16 protein-coding genes are annotated in these 15,699 nt (G+C 60.9%); 8 read left to right on the top strand and 8 right to left on the bottom strand.

Going from position 1 to position 15,699, the window contains the following annotated elements:
• Positions 1-58: 58 nt before the first annotated feature.
• The gene (locus HBOR_RS05565) at positions 59-1,039 is read right to left on the bottom strand and encodes a DNA replication complex subunit Gins51 (protein WP_006053967.1); all 981 of its coding nucleotides are present in this window, start codon (positions 1,037-1,039) and stop codon (positions 59-61) included.
• On the bottom strand, positions 1,036-2,193 hold the full coding sequence (priS, locus tag HBOR_RS05560; protein ID WP_006053966.1) for a DNA primase small subunit PriS: 1,158 nt from the start codon (positions 2,191-2,193) through the stop codon (positions 1,036-1,038). Before priS ends, HBOR_RS05565 begins: the two co-directional genes overlap by 4 nt.
• Positions 2,194-2,531: 338 nt before the next feature.
• Here priS and HBOR_RS05555 point away from each other — a divergent pair, with 338 nt between their 5' ends.
• The 7 genes from HBOR_RS05555 (at position 2,532) to HBOR_RS05525 (ending at position 9,556) form a co-directional block, all read left to right on the top strand.
• Positions 2,532-3,995 (top strand): extracellular solute-binding protein, encoded by a 1,464-nt coding sequence (locus HBOR_RS05555; protein WP_006053965.1) that lies wholly within the window; start codon positions 2,532-2,534, stop codon positions 3,993-3,995.
• A gap of 114 nt (positions 3,996-4,109) precedes the next feature.
• Entirely contained in the window at positions 4,110-5,060 is a 951-nt protein-coding gene (locus HBOR_RS05550) for a carbohydrate ABC transporter permease (RefSeq protein ID WP_006053964.1), read from the top strand.
• A 1-nt stretch (position 5,061) separates the two neighbouring features.
• Positions 5,062-6,024 (top strand): carbohydrate ABC transporter permease, encoded by a 963-nt coding sequence (locus tag HBOR_RS05545; RefSeq protein ID WP_006053963.1) that lies wholly within the window; start codon positions 5,062-5,064, stop codon positions 6,022-6,024.
• A gap of 4 nt (positions 6,025-6,028) precedes the next feature.
• Positions 6,029-7,219: an ABC transporter ATP-binding protein gene (locus HBOR_RS05540; RefSeq protein ID WP_006053962.1), complete on the top strand. Its 1,191-nt coding sequence runs from the start codon at positions 6,029-6,031 to the stop codon at positions 7,217-7,219.
• 57 nt (positions 7,220-7,276) lie between these two features.
• Positions 7,277-7,480, top strand: coding sequence for a hypothetical protein (locus tag HBOR_RS05535; protein ID WP_006053961.1), 204 nt, complete (start codon positions 7,277-7,279; stop codon positions 7,478-7,480).
• Positions 7,481-7,552: 72 nt separating this feature from the next.
• On the top strand, positions 7,553-8,656 hold the full coding sequence (locus tag HBOR_RS05530) for a Gfo/Idh/MocA family protein (RefSeq protein WP_006053960.1): 1,104 nt from the start codon (positions 7,553-7,555) through the stop codon (positions 8,654-8,656).
• Positions 8,657-8,737: 81 nt separating this feature from the next.
• A complete protein-coding gene (locus HBOR_RS05525) occupies positions 8,738-9,556 on the top strand; it encodes a hypothetical protein (protein ID WP_006053959.1) in 819 nt (272 codons plus the stop codon).
• A 74-nt stretch (positions 9,557-9,630) separates the two neighbouring features.
• On the opposite strand, the gene trmB is transcribed toward HBOR_RS05525, so the two are convergent.
• Positions 9,631-10,692 (bottom strand): HTH-type sugar sensing transcriptional regulator TrmB, encoded by a 1,062-nt coding sequence (trmB, locus tag HBOR_RS05520; protein WP_006053958.1) that lies wholly within the window; start codon positions 10,690-10,692, stop codon positions 9,631-9,633.
• A 184-nt stretch (positions 10,693-10,876) separates the two neighbouring features.
• Between trmB and HBOR_RS05515 the strand changes: the two genes are divergently transcribed.
• Complete coding sequence (locus tag HBOR_RS05515; protein ID WP_006053957.1) at positions 10,877-11,974, top strand: mechanosensitive ion channel family protein; 1,098 nt, start codon at positions 10,877-10,879, stop codon at positions 11,972-11,974.
• Between the two features lie 77 nt (positions 11,975-12,051).
• On the opposite strand, the gene HBOR_RS05510 is transcribed toward HBOR_RS05515, so the two are convergent.
• From HBOR_RS05510 to HBOR_RS05490, 5 genes are all read right to left on the bottom strand, one after another.
• Positions 12,052-12,471 (bottom strand): universal stress protein, encoded by a 420-nt coding sequence (locus tag HBOR_RS05510; RefSeq protein ID WP_049890569.1) that lies wholly within the window; start codon positions 12,469-12,471, stop codon positions 12,052-12,054.
• Between the two features lie 161 nt (positions 12,472-12,632).
• Complete coding sequence (locus HBOR_RS05505; protein ID WP_006053955.1) at positions 12,633-14,036, bottom strand: bifunctional metallophosphatase/5'-nucleotidase; 1,404 nt, start codon at positions 14,034-14,036, stop codon at positions 12,633-12,635.
• 41 nt (positions 14,037-14,077) lie between these two features.
• Positions 14,078-14,281, bottom strand: coding sequence for a dodecin (locus tag HBOR_RS05500; RefSeq protein ID WP_006053954.1), 204 nt, complete (start codon positions 14,279-14,281; stop codon positions 14,078-14,080).
• A gap of 60 nt (positions 14,282-14,341) precedes the next feature.
• Positions 14,342-15,031 (bottom strand): hypothetical protein, encoded by a 690-nt coding sequence (locus HBOR_RS05495; RefSeq protein WP_006053953.1) that lies wholly within the window; start codon positions 15,029-15,031, stop codon positions 14,342-14,344.
• Positions 15,028-15,699, bottom strand: a complete 672-nt coding sequence (locus HBOR_RS05490; protein ID WP_006053952.1) for a hypothetical protein — start codon at positions 15,697-15,699, stop codon at positions 15,028-15,030. The genes HBOR_RS05495 and HBOR_RS05490 overlap by 4 nt, the downstream gene beginning before the upstream one ends.

Genomic DNA, 15,699 nt, shown 5'->3' with positions numbered 1-15,699 from the left:
AAAAACGTCGCCGGTCGGCAGTCGGCCGAGGCTTGCCAGACAGTGGCGACGGCCCGATTCAGTCGAGACGTTCGGCAGCCCCGCGTTCGAGAAGTGGGTCCGCGTTCGTCGTCGGCAGCGTCACAACGTCCTCGGTTGCGAGGTCGTACTCGCGCTCGTCCACCCCGAGAATCTGACCCACGTCTTGGGTGATTCGGAGTGTGACGCGTTCGGTGTCGTCCGCCTCGGTCGCAGAGTCCGTAGAATCGTTAGACGGTTGCTCGGCCGCGACGGCTTCGGCCTCGGTGGTCGGTCGGTCACCGTCCGTCGAATCGGTGGCCGCCGTATCGGTGGCTGTCGCACCGTCGGCCATCGATTCGGGAGTCGCAGACGACGTGTCTGTCGGGGGAGTATCGTCACGAACCGGGGTCTCGTCTCCCGCGCTGGGTCCGTCGCCCATCGCGTCCGCGAGAACGTCACCAGCGCCATCCGCTGGTGTCTGGGAGTCCGCCTCCGGATCGACCTCCGGTGGTGGCGGTGGTGTTTCGTCGGTACCGGGGTCTGCGGGTGGTACCTCGTCGGGTGTCGTCTGCGAGGTGGACTCGGCAGCCGGTACGTCAGTACCGCCACTCGACGTGTTCCCCATCTCGGTGGTCGTCGCAGATCCGGAGCGCTTGCCCGCGAGAACGTCCAAGACGGTTTCGCGGTTCTGTTTGATCCGGCTCACCAAGTCATCGAACAGGTCGCGCTCCTCTGCGGTGAGACCGTTCGTATCCGCGCTCATGTCCGCCGCAGCGAAGGAGGCGAGTTTGACGACTTTGCCGACTCGGCGTTCGTATATCGCCTCGACGACATCCTCTGCCGTCTCGATTTCGTCGGTGAGGCGGCCGACTTCGGGGTCCGAGAACGGATCGTCCGCCCGGTCGGCGGCGCGCTTCCGTTCGGCCTTCTGCTGGGCGATATAGTCCGCAACGTCCTCGTAGAACGAGTCGCGGAGATGCTGGAGGCTGTCCTTCTGTCGCTCTGTCCGCCGGACGCTCCGTAACTCGTCTAAATTCATTTTGTCTCCTTTTCAGCACGCCCACGGGCCATGAGAAAGACGCCGAGGCATTCTTTCACCGATTGGTCACCAGCACTGAGTGTAAAACTATCGCCGTCGAATTCGACGGGACCGGGTTCGGTCACGCGAATCTTGATTTTTTCTCCGCGGAAGCGGTCCGGAATCGCGTCTTCGAGCGGATCGAAGTCCGCGACTTCGTCGCGTTCGAGCGTCTTTACGCGGAGTCCGGACCCGCCATGCAGACTGCCGGGCAGGCGGATGAGACGCTTCGTGTCCGTCGTTACCGGTTCGTCAATCGGTGCCGTCTCCGCGGTGACCGCCTCCTCGGCGAGGGCATTCACGAGAATGCGCGTACCGGGACCGCCCGCCTCGACGTTCCCCTCGCGGATGGCCTCGAAGTTGTTGTGTATCTGTCCTAAGATCGTCTTCGCGCGGCCCTCACCAATGCCTTGGAGTTCCTGTAACCGTTCGAGGGCCGCCTCTTCTTCCATCTCGCGCAGATTTTCGGCGAGTTCGAGGAGTCTGTCGTGAACGCGCGCGCCCCATCCACCGTGTCGGCGGAGGACGCGCCGGGTCGTCCCGCGATTCGACTCCGTGCCGATGAGTCCCTCGACATCTAAGTCGATGGCGCGGACGTAATCGACAATCTCCCGCCTGGCATCGCTGTCCAGTTCGCGGACGTTCTCGTCGCGTACGTGGACGTGGTACCCGCGGCCCCCCGAGAAAACGACCTGTGTGTCAGTAAAATCGAAGTCGTTCTCCAGGATATCGAGGAGGCTCAACAGATCGTCTTTACACGCAGCCAACATATCCGCATAGGAGGTCGTCTCGGGGTCGACGCCCGGGAGGTGGTCGGCGTCCAAGTCGAACACCAGGTCGGCCGACTGCCACCCTTTCTCGTCCATTGTCCCCGCACCGGGATCATTGAACCGCGCAGCGGAGAAGTAGACGTGCTGCGGGGCCGTCCGCGTCAAAAAGTCACCGAGGTTGCCAATGTCGAGCAGCGACTGGTGTCGGACCATCGTCGTTCCCCCGGCACTCCACGGGATATATCCCCACTCGCGGCGCTCAGGCGTGGGTGGCAGGGCAACGTCGGCACCTCGGTAGTAGTCACCGAACCGCCCCTCTAAGTATTCCCGGGTGTGCGCCTCCATCTCTCTGCGGTGATAGCTGAGGTGGGACTAAAGCCGTTTTGTCTCGGTCGGACTGCACTGCGGACTCCGTCTCCCGTTATTATTTCACGAATAAACATTATGGTTATGGCTGTCATATTGTATGGTGAGCTAACAGGAGATATTGATTAGTGGCTGTAGCCGCTGGAAAATGATTCATATCGCCGATTCAAGTAGTGACACAGAGATTACTACAACAGCTGTAGTTACTAGCACCAAAACTATAAATAATCCTGATTCAAACAGTACGAACTGTAATGGATGACATTGACACACATGGACGTAGCCGTAAGCGCAGTGCCGTCTCACGACGACGATTCGTGAAGGCGGCTGGTGCGTCCGGTGTTGCCGCCAGCTTGGCGGGTTGCATCAGCGGTACAGGTGGTGATCAGACAGAAACGGAGGCCGGAGGTAGTCAGACACCGATCAACACGGAAGCGCCGAGCGAGGATGTCACGGTACAGTGGGCAGCGGATACACGCGTCAATAACAACAGGGAAGCAATCTTTCAATCACTGCGTGAGGCAGGTCTCCCCGACAACATCACCGTCGAGGTTATCGCCGGCTCTCAAGTAACGAACAACCGACAGAACCAGTATCAGCAGTGGCTCTCGTCGGGACGGGAACAGCCGACGCTTCTGATGATGGACAGCGGATGGACGATTCCGTTCATCGCTCGGAACCAACTTCAGAACCTCTCGCAGACGCTTCCCGACAGCATGACCTCCCGCGTCGAGGAAAACTACTTCGAGGCCAGCGTCGGAACAGCGAAAGGAGCCAACGGCGACCTGTACGGCATCCCGCTGTTCCCTGATTTTCCGACGATGCAGTACCGCAAGGACCTGCTTCGGAACGCAGGCTACGGGGACTCGGATTTCGAGACGTGGGCCACCGAGTCGATGTCGTGGGTGGAGTTCTCGAAAATCACGAAGGAGGCGATGAACGCCAATCCAGACACCCAGTACGGGTATACTTTCCAAGCGTCCGTCTACGAGGGACTCTCCTGCTGTGACTTCAACGAGTTCATGACTTCGTACGGTGGCGCGTTCTTCGGCAATCCCGCAGAGAACCTGTTCGGACCTGTCGGGGATCGCCCTGTCACCGTAGACGAGCAACCTGTTCTCGACTCCATCAAAATGGTTCGGACGCTCATCAACGGTGAGGACGACGAACACGCGCTCGACGGTATCACGGGGAACATCGCTCCCGAGGCAGTTCTCCAGTGGACCGAGGAGCCATCGCGCAAGCCGTTCACAGGCGGTGACGCCATCATGCACCGCAACTGGCCGTACTCGATCAACATCAACGGTGCCGAGGACGTGTTCGGAGAAGACCTCGGCGTCATGCCAATTCCGTACGGGGTGACCGCTGAGGAAGCCCAGTACCCGATGACGGGCGGTCCAGTTGCGGCGCTCGGCGGATGGCACGTCACCCTGAACCCGAACGCCTCACAGCTGCAAAAGCGGGCGGCGTTGCAGGTCATGAAGGCGATGATGACCGAGCAGTTCAAGCTCGATATATTCGAGATTATCGGCTGGATTCCGCCGGAACCCGACCTGCTCGATTCCGACCGCGCCGCGGAGGTCCCGGTCATCGGCCGCTACCTCTCGCAACTGAAGGTGGCGGGTGAGAACGCTATTCCCCGGCCGGTGACGGTCGTCTGGCCGCAGCAGTCCAGTAAAATCGCCACCGAGGTCAACGCGGCCTACGCACGAGAGAAATCGCCCGAACAGGCGATGTCCGACCTCAAGAATACGCTCGAACAGATCGAACAAAGCGCCTAGCTGTTCGGATAGACATAAGATAACACAGGACATACAATGGCAACAGAGCAAGAATCAGGGGACACAGTTCGGGAGCGTACCAGAACTGGTCCGTACATCTCCTTCATCCGATGGATGGAGTCACTGACGGAGACGCAGTTCGCGTACTTCCTGCTTACGCCAGCGCTGCTGTTGCTTCTGGTCATCGCAGTGTACCCCCTCATACAGACGTTCGGCTACTCGTTGTACGCCGACCAGTTGACCGGAACGGCGAGGTTGGGCCAGTTCGTCGGGATCGAAAACTACGTCGCGCTGTTCTCCGGCGCACGTGACTTTGCGCTTCCGTCGGCGTTCCTGCCCGGACTCTCGTCGTCGTTTCCGTTCGTGACTGGCATTTACTCCAGCGCACTGATGGTAACGCTCGTCTTTACCGCCTTCAGCGTCCTGTTCGAGACGATCATCGGCTTCGCACAGGCGCTCATTCTCGATCAGGACTTCCGCGGTCGGCGGTGGGTTCGCGTTGCAATCATCATTCCATGGGCGGTGCCCATCGTCATCCAAGGCATGATCTGGTTCCTGATGTTCCAGCCGAACATCGGCTTTCTCATCGGGACCCAGGAGAATCCGGCAATCCTGAACACGCTCGGACTCAGTTTCACGCCGCTTCGTAACACGTCGGACTCGCTGTTCCTCATCATCGTGGCCGACGTCTGGAAGACGACGGCGTTCATGGCACTGCTCATCCTCGCGGGCCTGCAGAGCATCGACCGGTCGCTGTACGACGTGGCTCGCGTCGCCGGCGCATCGAAATGGCAACAGTTCAAGATGATAACGTTCCCGCTCATCCTGCCGACGGTGTTAGTTGCGATGCTGTTCCGCACCATCGCGGCGATGCGTGTCTACGGTATCATCGAAACGATGGCCGGATGTACGACTGTGCCGTCGCTATCGTGTCTGGTCGTGACGACGTTCAACAACTCGATGTACGGCACGTCGGCGACGGTGGCGTTCGTGACGGCAGGACTCATCGGCATCGTCGTCTCGGTGTACATCGTGAAATTCGCCGATGCGGAGGGAGGATTCTAAGATGGCGACACAAGACCAAGGCGGCGTGTTCGAGGAAGGCGGTGACGCGGAGATACGAAAGGGGCCGCTTGAGCGCTGGGTAAGTACGGTCATCAAGAACCCCAAGCGTGCGTACAGAGCGATGTTCTACGTAGCGACGCTGTTCTTCCTCGTCACCACGCTGTTCCCGTTCTACTGGCTGTTAGTGCTGGCACTGACGCCGAATCGACTCATCAGGGACATGGGACTGTTGCCGAAGGGGTTCAATCCCGAGGTGTTCATCACCATGTTCGAGCGGGTACCGTTCCACCTGTTCATGTTCAACAGTTTCGTGCTGGGGATAGCGACGACCGTCATCGTCCTGCTGTTGGCGAGTCTTGCAGGCTACGTGTTCGGTCGTCTCCGGTTCCCCGGCCGGACGGCACTCATGCTCGGCATCCTCGCTATCTCGTACTTCCCGCCAGCGGCGTTCTTCCTGCCCCTGTTCGAGTTGTTCACGGGCGGGACAGACATCGTGCTCGGACCGATCACCGTCTCGTCGCCGGACCTGTTCAACACGCCGGCGCCGATGGTGTTCCCGTTCAGCGCGCTGTTCATGCCGCTGTCGATATTCATCCTCACAACCTTCTACGGGCAGATTCCCGACGGGTTGGAGGATGCGGCGCGCGTCGAGGGAACAACTCGACTCGGCGCGCTGTTTCGGGTCATCATCCCGCTTTCGGCACCCGGCGTGGCGACAGCGGGCGTGCTGACGTTCATCAGCGTCTACAACGAGTTCTTCTTCTCCTTCTTGATGAACAACGGCGAGGCGTCCTCGTGGGCACCTATCGTCGCGGGTATTCTCAAGTATCAAGGGCAGTTCGACACCCCGTACAACCTCATGGCGGCGGCGAGCATCGTCGGGGTCCTTCCCGTCGCGATTCTCGTCATTATCGCCCAGGAACGCATCGTGAGCGGACTCACTGCAGGCGCACTCAAGGAGTAAGACAATGGGAGAAGTAACACTCGAAGACGTAACGAAGCGATACGAGGACGTAACGGCCGTAGACAACATGAACCTCGAAATCAACGACGGCGAGTTCGTCTGTCTCGTCGGCCCGTCGGGGTGCGGCAAGTCGACGACGATGGAGATGATTGCCGGACTCACGATGCCCACGGAGGGAGAGGTGTTCATCGGCGGACGTGAGGTGACGAACCTGCCGCCGAAAGACCGAGGGGTAGCGATGGTGTTCCAGAACATCGCGCTGTTCCCGCACATGGACGTGTACGACAACATCTCGTTCGGCCTCCGTCTCCGGAAATACGACAAAGAGGAGATAGACCGGCGCGTCGAGCGCGCCTCCGACATCGTCCAGTTGGAGGGTATGCTCGACCGGATGCCCGACGAGATGTCCGGCGGCCAGCGGCAACGCGTCGCTATCGCCCGCGCCATCGTCCGGAACCCCGATGTGTTCCTGATGGACGAACCGCTGGCGAACCTCGACGCCAAGTTGCGCGTCCACATGCGGACGGAACTCCAGCGTCTCCACAAGGAACTGGATACAACCATCATCTACGTCACGCACGATCAGGCGGAGGCGATGACGATGTCCGACCGCATCGCCGTCATCGACTCGGGACAACTCCAGCAGATAGACCCGCCGCTTACGTGCTACAACGAACCGGCAAACCTGTTCGTCGCAGGGTTCATCGGCAGTCCGGCGATGAACTTCGCCGATGGGAAGTTGACCGAGATGGGGTTCGTCGGCGACCGAATAGAGGTCGATTTCGACCCCGAGACCATCAGTGCCAGCGTCGGCGACGACGTGACACTTGGTATCCGTCCGGAGGACGTGTACACCCTCGACGACGCGTCGTCGCTCGCCAACCCGACGAAACAGGTCGAGGTCATCACGGATGTCCTCGAACCGATGGGCGACGAGATATTCGTCTACCTCCTCCTCAGCGAGGATGCCACAGTAAGTCTCGACGAGGAGGCGCGCGGTGCGATGTCCGACCAGTTGCTCATGAGCGTCGATCCCGACTCCGATATCGCAGAGGACAAGGAGGTATCGGTCGTCTTGGACAGGACCAAAGTCCACCTGTTCGACACGGAGACTGGTGAGGCTCTCCTGCATGGCCTCACGGCAACTGCGGCGGCCAGTACAGATAGTAGCACGCCAGCGGAGAGCGATGACTAGTTCAACGCTGCCCGTTGCTGCACCGAGCATTCATGCCGTCCACACTACCTAGTATCCATGGTCACCGAACTCGGGTGGATGTACCTCGGCGGGATGCTGGTTTTGTTCTTCTTTTGGGTGTACGGCATCGTGTCGTTCGTTCTCGATCTGAAGAACACCATCATTCCAAAGACGCGACAGTACATCCGCGGGCGTCGTCGGTTGAAAGAACAGAAAGAAAAAGAAGAAGAACGCGAGGAACGCGAACGACAGCTATACTGACGAGACAGTAACAAAACGGAGATCCAAGCCGCAACGAGTGACTTAACAACCGCGATAGTAAATCACAGACATATGAGTACCGGGACGCCCATCCAAATCGGAATTGTCGGCCTCGGAAACATCGGCCACTATCACGCTGACAGGATTGTCGAACTCGACGCGACACTCACCGGTGGCCTCGATATCCAGCCAGAGGCACGAAAGCGATTCACCGAGGAGTACGACGTCGAGACCTTCGAAGAGAAAGACGCTCTCTTCGACACCGTCGATGCCGTCATCATCACGACGCCGAACCGCTTCCACGAGGAGTACGCCGTCGCAGCACTCGAGGCAGGACTCGACGTCCTTCTAGAGAAACCGCTCGCTCACTCTCTCGAATCCGCCGAGCGAATCGCCGCGGCCGCAGCAGACGCCGAGGGAATCTGTATGGTCGGGTTCAACAACCGTTTCGGTAACCCCGTCAAGGTGCTGAAAAACTACCAAGCCGAGGGTCGCTTCGGCGAGATGAAGCACGTCGAAGCGAACTACGTCCGTCGTCGCGGCATCCCCGGCCGCGGGTCGTGGTTCACCTCGAAAGACGTGGCTGGCGGCGGGTCCGTTATCGATATCGGCGTCCACGCTATCGACCTCGCGTTGTACTTCCTCGACTTCCCCGCGGTCGAGGAAGTCTCAGCTGTCACGCGCTCGGAGTTCGGCAACCGCGACGACTACGCGTACGTCGAGATGTGGGGCGAAGACACCGGACCCGAGGGGTTCGACGTTGACGACTCTGCCTCGGCGTTCATCCGCTGTGCCGACGGGAAAACCATCTCGCTCGAAGTCGCATGGGCGACGAACCGCCCAACCAACGACGAGTTCTACATCACCGGTACCGACGCGGGAGCGCTGTTTGACCGGGGTAGCCACGACTTGACGTTCTACGAGTCCGGCATCGGCGGCAGCAACCACCTCACAGAGACGGCCGTCGAGACACAGGCCAACGACACCCACAAATCCGAACAGAAACTGTTCTTGGAGGCCGTCCGGACGGGCGAACAACCCAAGATGAACACTGTTGCAGAGGGGTTACAGGTTCAACGCGTCATCGATGCTATTTACCGCTCCTCCGAGAGCGAAAGCGCAGTCTCGCTGGCAACGGTCTCACCCCCCACCGCTGGCACCTCGTCGAACGACTGATTGGCCGGTTAGCATCTATACCCGGAGATCAGACGCCGAACGGCGAGAAACCCATAAGTCCGGCTCTCCATTTGGTACTGTATGGCATTCACCGGCCCGATCCGGCGACCGGAATACACTGGCGAAAGACGGTGTTGGCCCTGTACGGTCGTCAACGTCGTGCTTCTGCTCGTCATCACGGCAGCCATCGCCGTCCTCTCGGTTCCGGTTGCGCTCGTCGTCGCAATCGGTGGCGCGGCACTCGTCTATCTCCGGGGATACGTCGTCCCCGGAACGCCCGAGTTCGCGCCGAAACTCGTTGCCCGACTCGGTCTCTCGTCTCTATTTGAGTATGCACACGACGAGGGTGAGGAACGCCGGTCTGACGAGTTGAGCGCGGAGACACGCGGCGAAGACGTGCTGTTCACCCTGTTCGAGAGAGGCGTCATCAGAGAGGATGCAGACGGCGCGTTGTTTCTGTCGGACGCATTCTGGTCGGCGTGGGAAGCGGAGATAGCGACGCTCCGCGACCGGGACGACGACGGCGTGGCGGCGGCGGTCGCTGCGGCAGCCCCGTTCGAGGCAGCGGGCGGCACCCGATTCGACGGCATCACCGTCGAGGGAAACGGACAGTCCATCTGGCTGTCTCGCGCACACGCCATTGCCGATGCCGCGGCAGTCAGGACGTTGGCCGACTTCGACGTGCCCGAATCAGCCCGTGCGCCCGCGACGACGGCGCTCCGGATGTTCTTGGAGGTCTGTCCGCGCTGCGGCGGTCCGACAGCGGAGACGACGACAGCATCCGACTGTTGTGGGTCCGGAACGGTCGGTTCGTTCGACACACCCGAAAACGAGGTGCTGGCGTGTACAGACTGCGGCGAGATACTCTACGTGTACGACGAGGCCGACGAGCGCAAATAAAGAGCAACCCGACGAGCGCAAGTAGAGAGCGACGCGAGTGAAAAGCGAGAAGCGTAGCGAACGTAGCTATCGGACTACAGGAACTGCTTTCTGTTCGGTATGTCGTCGCGGCCGAGAATGATCTCTTGGGCCTCAACGTCCTCTAACGCGGAGACGAGGCCACCGACTTCGAGGATTCCTTCTTCGGTTTCCATCTCGAAGGAGGCGACTTCCTCGCTCTCCTCGAACGTCGTCGTGACGACGCGGCCTTCGACGACGGTCGGGTCGCCCGACTCGACGTGGCGACCGGAGACGGAGGCGTAGAACTCGCCGTCGATTTCGCGGATATCCTTCACGGCGCGGCGGATCGAGGCGTAGCGACGGGGGAACGGACGGCGCTTGCCGTCGGCCGCCAGCGTCTCGGCCGTCGTCCAGAGGACGGTGCCGAAGAACCCGCTGACGAGGAAGCCGAGCGCGGAGCGGTTGAAGATGACACCGTAGCGGTCTCTGTCGTCGCGGAGGGCGTCCTGTGTGGCGTAGACCGAATATTCCCCGTCGGCGACGGCGAGGACGGGGGTCGTGATACCGCGGCGGGCACGGGCGATGGTGGCGACTTCGAGATAATCGAACTCCGCCGGATCAGGCGCGCGGGAGGCGGGCGTGATGAGGAGGTCGATGCTCACGCCATCATCAATCTTCGCCGCGAGGTCATCGCGGAAGCGGCGGAGGAGGTCGGGGGTAAGCGAGAGGACGAGTTCGTACTCTGCGTCTTCGATAATCTCCTCGACGTAGCGGAGGATGGTCGAGCGCGACTTGACGAGCGAAACGGCCTCGGTGTCGCGGGCGGGAGCGGTGTAGCGCGCTTCCAGCTCGGAGATGAGATCATCGAGCGACGTCTGCACGTTCGCGAACGCGTCGTCCGGGTCCACGGCGACAATCTTCATCGGCCGCGACTCGCGGAGTTCGACAAGCCCGCGGTCGGAGAGGCTCCGCACGGTGTCGTACACCCGCGGTTGCGGAATGTCCGTTCGGTCGGCTATCTCCGAAGCGGTGAGTTCGCCGTGTTCGAGCACCGCGAGATACGCATCTATCTCGTACTCGCCGAGGTTGAATCGGTCCCCGACGCTCTCCATCGTGGTCCGGAGTTCGTCTGCCATACATCCTCGATCGAACCCGAACCCCTTGGTGTTTACTATAAACTGAGTAGCACCGGTTTTCAGAAAGCGGTGGTATATCACGGACAAACGTCCGTGACATCTCTGGAATCGTCCAGTTCTCGGGTAGGGTTTGTCTGTCCGCGAAGCTACAACCCTTTTCACCACCCCTTCCGTGGTCCGGCGTATGCAGACGGGGACAGGGACGGCGGGACCGTCCGCCGGAACGGAGACTGCGGCCGGGGGCAGTACTGTTGGGACTGCGACGACTACCGGTGCGAGTAGTGGAGGTGCCAGCACTGCAACGCCGCCGCCGACACCGACCGAAGGAGTACAGGCCGCTCGCGCGTTGCTTCCGGACTTCCTGTTTTTCCCCGGTGCGGAGTACATCGCCGCCACGGTGATCGTCATCCTCGGCTACGTCCTCTCGGGCTACGTCGTCCGCCTCGTCGGGCGACCAGTTGCCCGTCGCTTCCGCCGACAGAGCGTCGCGCAGGTGATGCTCCGCATCGTCCGACTCGGTGTCTTCCTCATCGCCGTTCTGATGGCTGGAGTCGTCGCGGGGTTACGATTCGGGGATGTCGCCATTTCTGTGGGGGTGTTCTCCGCCGTCGTCGGTATCGTTCTCGCGCCCATCGTCGGGAGCATCATCAACGGGCTGTTCATCCTCGCAGACCAACCGTACGAAGTCGGGGACATGATCGAACTCGACGACGGACGCAGAGGGTTCGTTGACGAGATAACCATCCGCTATACGAAGATGTTCACGCTGGACAACACGTTCCTCGTCATCCCCAACTCCACAATCCGTAACCGACTCGTGACGAATTTCTCCGCGGAGGACGAGCGTCTCCGACTCAGTCTCGGCTTCCTTGCCACGTACGAATCCGATATCCCGAAAGCGCGGGAGTTACTCGAACGGGCCGCAAGCGACTCGGATATGGTTATCGAGGGCGGGCCGGACATCCGTATCGGAAGCGCGCGTTATCCGGCGAGGCCGACGGCGTACATAGACGAGTACGCCGACAGCGGCATTCTCATCACACTTCGATACTGGGCGAAGAAACCGTACAAACTCCTCACCGTTCGTTCGGAAGTACAGACGAACTTCTCCGAACTCCTCGAAGACGAACCCGCCGTCGAAGCGGCGTATCCGCATCAACACCATGTCTTCGACGACACCAGCGGGTCGCTCCGCGCGGCAGTCACGGATGGACGCGACGAGTCGTGGACCGAAGCGGGGGCACGAGTGGACAGCTCACGTCGCAGTGAAGAAGAACAGTAACGCAGGGACCCGGTGTCAGATTGGATTCAGCCTCGACTTGGATTCAGCCTCGACTTGGATTCAGCCTCGACTTGGATTCAGACTTCCGGCTGCTGATCCGCTCGGACGGTGATAACGGTGCAGTCGAGTTTCTGCCGAAGATACGTCTCGATGTCCGGATCGTCAAGGAAGCGTCGGAGCATCCGCCGCCAGCGACTCGCCTGTTTCGACCCGATGACCACGATATCCGCCCCCTCTGCTGCCGCCTCCTCTAGGATGGTTTCCTCCACGAGGAACCCGCGCCGAATGACGTATCGAGTCCGATCCAGCGCGCCGAACTCGCGCTCGACCGCGCGTTTCAACTCCGCTCTCGTCACTCTGCGGTTGTCTTGGTACAAATCCACATGCAGAACCGTAAGTTCCGCCTCACGCTCCGTTGCGATGCGGATAGCCTCCGAGAGCGTCGCTTTCGAGTGTTTCGTCAGCGGATACCTGACGGGGACCACCACTCGCGTCATCGTCATGGCAGAGGATTCCCGCCGCCCTGAACGTTTCCCCTTCGGCACGACACGCTCTCGGCCGGACGGTGATTGTCTCAAACTAGTCGTCGTCTCACTCCGTCCTGTCTTGTTTCTCCCGTTCCGTCCTGTTTCGTTTCTCCCGTTCCGACAGTCGGTACTCAGTCGTCCGCGGCCGTCTCCGAGAGACGCTGAATCCGGCCGTCCGTCTCGCTTGTGATTCCAACCTCGCGGGCGTAGTCGGCCAGCACTTCGTACTGGATGTCGCCCTCGGCCGCACGGTGGTGCGCTTCGATGGTGGGGAACTCGTGGTCCGTGTGGAGGACGTAGTCGGAAGTTGCAACGGTGTACGTCGAATCGGGTGCAACCGGTTCTCCGCCGACACGTGCCGACACCACCGCTTCTCGGTCGTCGTCCCAGACGAGTTCGACCCCGCTGAGATGACCCTGCCACCAGTGGGGTTCGCCGAAGTCCACCGTCGCGGCGGCGCACTCGCGGAAGACGGCGGTGAGTTCCTCACCGGTCAGTTCGGCGACGACGACGTGCTCTTCGAACGGGATGACGCTCACGAGGTCCGCGATGGTTACCTCGCCCGACAGCGGCGGCCCGTTACGGATTCCGCCGCTGTTTTGCAGGCCAACGTCGGTCTCCATCGACCACCGGTAGGCGTCGGCGACGAAGTTACCGATAGCGCACTCGCCGCCGAAAACCGTCTCTTCCGTTCGGTCCAGCGGGTCGTTGACGGTGGCGACGACATCGTTCAACTCGGCGGCCTCGACGCGGCCGCGAAGCATCTCGGCCAACGCTTCGTCTACGGGGGCGTCCGCCGTTTCGTGGCGCGTCGCCGTGGCTCTCGTTTTTGTCCTGCTGTCCGCACCCTCCTCGTCGCTCAACTCCACCTCGAAGACGACGTGGCCGTTCGCGCCGGGACGGAGCAGAAGCGTCTCCTCAACGTACTCGTGGCGCTCGGAGTGGACGTGCCCGCCGAGAATCACGTCGGCGTCAACACGTGCTGCGAGTTCGTCGTCGCCGCCGCCGAGATGCGAGAGAATGACGACGTAATCGACGCCTTCGTCTCGCAGGTGATCGATGGCTTCCTCGGCCGCCGCGTACGGGTCGGTGAACGTGAGTTCCCCCGCCATCGGGTTCAGCGACGGCGTCGCGGGATCGGTCACGCCGGTGAATCCGACGCGTGCGCCGTTTACCTCGCGGACAGTGTACGGCACGACGTGGGTGGGTGCGAATCGGTCGCCGTTATCGTCGTAGACGTTCGCGGAGACCCACGTCTGCGGCGAGTCGGCGACGACACCGCGCGTCGCCTCGGGGCCGTAATCGAAGTCGTGATTGCCGAACGTGTCGAGGTCAGCATCGACGGCGCGGAAGAAATCGAGCGACTGCCGTCCGCGTTCGACGAGAGCGAGAACGCCCGGTGAGGTGGTGTCGCCAGTGCCGCAGATGAGGGCGTCGTCGCCGGAGAGAGACTGCACGCACCCAGACAGGCATCCGGTGCGTTCGGGGTCATCGTAGACGTTCTCAATATCCGAATAGTGGAGGAGACGCGGCATTCACCGTTCGTGACGCAGCAAAGAAAATGAATCCGTCGGTCTTATTCGTTTTCTAACTGGAACGCCACTTCGACTTCCGCTTGGTATTCTCGGTTCTCGACGCTGGCTATCTCGACGCCCATCTCCTGGACTTCCACCCAGTGGACGTTATCGAGTGTTGCCTGCGCTCTGTCTACGGCATCGTCTACCGCCGCGTCGAAACTCTCGTTGCTCCGTCCGATGAGGGTGATCTTCTTGTAAACCATCGCACCTGATTCATACATCGCGTGACAAGATAAAGCACGGGGGAGAATGCCACACGCTGATCAAGTACTGGAACGACCAAGTCGTGCGGTCAACGCCGCCACTACCCCGGAGAGTTGGCTGCTTCCCCACACCGCGACGACGATTGCACCCGCGGTGTCGAACAGGAGGTCAAACATCGTGTCTCTGAGACCGTACTGAGTGAGAACTGACCCGATTCCGAGGTAGTTCGATGTCACCGAAATCATGAACTCGATGACCTCCCAGAGGACGCCGAACGCCAGCGTAAACGTGAGGATAAAGACGAACATGAACCGTGGTGGGAGGTCCACTGCGTCGGTGTGCAGGTCGATTGCGCGCGCCGTCGAGTAGCCGACCGCGGCGACGATACTGGCCGAGAGGGCATGTGTGAGGTGATCCCACCACGGAATGCTCGCGTACGGTGACCCGACGATTGGGAGTTCGACAGTGCCGAGTCCGTGCAGGAAGACAGCGGACGTTATCCACAGCGTCAATCCGGCGTCCATCGGAATACCGTGGTCGCGTTCGAGTATTCCGGGGAGGAACGTGACGACGAAGCCGACGAGCGCGTTGACGAACACGCCGCCGTTGCGGTTCAAGAGACCGGCGACGACCATCAAACCAAGCAGTATCTGCATCGCTCGCGTCGCCTGTCGTTGTCGCCGGACCGTGATGTGGAGTACGTCGCGGAGTCGGTGATTCGTCACGCGAAAGATGTCGCGGCCTTTCATCGGTCGGTCACCTCGTCATCGCTGTCGGGTCGCACACCGGAGTCACTCTCGGGGATGCGATGGTGCAGGCGGGCACGACGGCGGAAATAGTACTCGAAGAGGATACCAGCGAACACACCCGCAACGGTGGCGGCGACGAAGTCCCACATCAATGCCTCCTCTATGATTTCGTTCGGACGGTTGTCCAAAAGGAATGCGGTACCGAGAAGAATGTCGGACAACCAGCGGACGACGGCCCAGACGCCCGCGGCGGCCATCGTGGTGATGACGACGAACACGACGGCGAACGAATGGTTCATCCGAACCGGGGTGAACACGTCAAGTTCGACGGCGACGATGAGTGCGACGGCGGCGACGGCTAGGTACGTCGTGACGCGACCGGTGAACGTCATTCCTGCCAGCCGTTCCCCGGCAATGAGGGCGCGGCCGATAATGGGGAGGGCAGCGACGAACAGCACCTCCCACGGAAGCATCGACGTGGGATCACGGAGGGCGACCGCCGGGACGATGGCAACGGCGGCGACGGCGACGGTAAACCCGGCCCATTGCAGTTCACCGTTCAGGAACTGGACGACGGCGGCAATAGCGAGAAAACAGACGAGAAGCCACGCGAGAGCGGTATTGATGCGTCTACTCTCGACGACGCTCCGTAGCCCAGTCTGCGACAT

The sequence above is a fragment of the Halogeometricum borinquense DSM 11551 genome (assembly GCF_000172995.2).
GTDB lineage: Archaea > Halobacteriota > Halobacteria > Halobacteriales > Haloferacaceae > Halogeometricum > Halogeometricum borinquense.
The sequence above is the reverse complement of the archived record's forward strand: the minus strand, read 5'-3'. Positions and strand labels throughout refer to the sequence as shown.